The 2,122-nt window shown below is 35.8% G+C and carries 1 pseudogene; it reads right to left on the bottom strand.

The annotated features are described in order from the left end of the window. Positions 1 to 49: 49 nt before the first annotated feature. Positions 50 to 1,528, bottom strand: a pseudogene (locus FD32_RS00425) (KUP/HAK/KT family potassium transporter); the annotation flags it as partial. Positions 1,529 to 2,122 lie beyond the last annotated feature (594 nt).

The following is a 2,122-nucleotide window of genomic DNA, read 5'->3' as shown; positions in this document are numbered from 1 at the left end:
AGAAAAGCCGAAGCTGACGCAGCTCCGGCTAGTTTTCGTGCTTTCAAGTTTCAGTCATATACACTAAGTTAGTCGTGAACAAAGGTATTGTATTGTCTGCGCTTAATTCAGAGAGTTGATCACGATAGTCAAGAAGTGAAACATACTCGCTTTCTTTTTCATAATGTTCTCTTCGTTTATTTCCAAAATACCAAAGACACATAATATAAAGAATACCCAACATGATTGTTAAGGTAACATAACCGCCATGAATAAACTTAACCAAACTTGAAATTAGAAAGATTAGTTCAATAATACCAAAAAACAAGGCAATTATAAGCGCCATTCCCTTATTTAGGTGTTTATTTAAAAATTCATGCAAAAGCACGGTAGTCATAAGCATGGTAATAGTGATTGCTAAACCATACGCAGCCTCCATTTTTTGTGAACTACCAAAGAACCAGACTACACTGATTGTTATTATACATAGTATCCAGTTAACAGTTGCAATATAAATTTGATTTTTTATATTACTTGGATGTCTAATAACCATTCTAGGTAAAAATTTTAAGCCAATTGCTTCATCGACTAAAGTGTAAGAACCCGAAATTAACGCCTGAGAGGCAATGATTGCAGCGAGTGTGGCTAGCAAAATGCCAACTAGGCGCCAAGACCCTGGGAGCATTTCATAAAAGGGATTTAAGTTCGATAAGTGTCTGTAAGCAGTGTTGCCTGCATGTCTAATTATCCAAGCCCCCTGACCTAAGTAATTTAAAAATAGGGAGCTATATACTAGTGGCCAGGTTACATAAATATTCTTCTTGCCAACGTGACCCATATCGGAATATAAAGCCTCTGCTCCTGTGGTTGCCAAAAAGATACTTCCAAGTATAAAGATTCCCACTTTGTTAACTGGACTGAAGAGTATCTTAATTCCATAATAGGGAGAAATAGCCTTCAATATCATTGGATAATTGATTAGATTAACGATTCCAAAAAAAGCCAAAAATCCAAACCATAAAATCATCACTGGTCCAAAGGATTTACCAATCACACCTGTTCCAAAATGTTGAATCATAAATAATACGAGTAGAACAACTGTTGTGATAATCAAGACGTTATGTTGAGAATTACTAAACACCACAGGGCCAAGGTGTTGTTTTTTTAATCCCTCAATGGCTGAAGTCACAGTTACTGCAGGAGTTAATGTTCCATCGGCCAAAATAGCCGCCCCACCAATCAAGGCTGGCCAAATTAACCATTTTGAATTTTTTCGAACCAATGCATATAAAGCAAAAATTCCGCCTTCACGCTTATTATCGGCTTGCATTGCAATAACAACATACTTCAACGTTGTAATGATCATTAATGTCCAAAAAATCAACGATATCGATCCAATCACGTAATCGGGAGAAATATTTCCCATTTTACCGGCGTCACCAATCAATGCATTCATAACATACAATGGTGAAGTGCCAATATCACCGTACACAATTCCTAAAGTGACAAGTGCCCCCGCAAAAGAAACACGTTCTAGTTGCTTATTCATATTTGCTTGCCCCCAACGCTAATTATTGAAATATAGCACTGCAAAATAGTAAGCGGCAGATTGTAAAGCCCTTTAGCTTATTTTGGCTAAAGAGCTTTTGTATTTATTACACCATTTTTTAGCAAAGTAACCATATTGTCAAGGGTGAATATGAGTGCTTTAGTTAACTATTACTTTTCGTCCTATTGACCCGGGCATGGGGTACCTTGAATAAAAGGTGATAGTTATTAAATACGCCTTGAACATATTTCAAATGTGTATTTTTTCATTCATTATTTTGATGGCTGGTTGTAGATGAATTACCACATGCAGTTAATGAGACTCCAACTACTAGTAACGCTGCTAACATACCTATTCTTTTCAAACTACTCACCCTAAAATCCTTTAATTTTCTTAAAATACAAGTACTTTTATTTTACATCATATGTGTAAGTAGTTGTACATATCAATAAACATATCGGTATATAAATATGGCACAACTAGGTCATAAACTTAACAGAATTTGACCCACTTTAAGGAAAAGACTGAAACTTGAAAACCCAGAATTACGGTAATTGGCCGTGATCCTGAGCTTCCTCACTATAAAAATAGAAA

Origin of the sequence: Limosilactobacillus panis DSM 6035, from assembly GCF_001435935.1 — a bacterium.
Classification (GTDB): domain Bacteria; phylum Bacillota; class Bacilli; order Lactobacillales; family Lactobacillaceae; genus Limosilactobacillus; species Limosilactobacillus panis.
The sequence above is the reverse complement of the archived record's forward strand: the minus strand, read 5'-3'. Positions and strand labels throughout refer to the sequence as shown.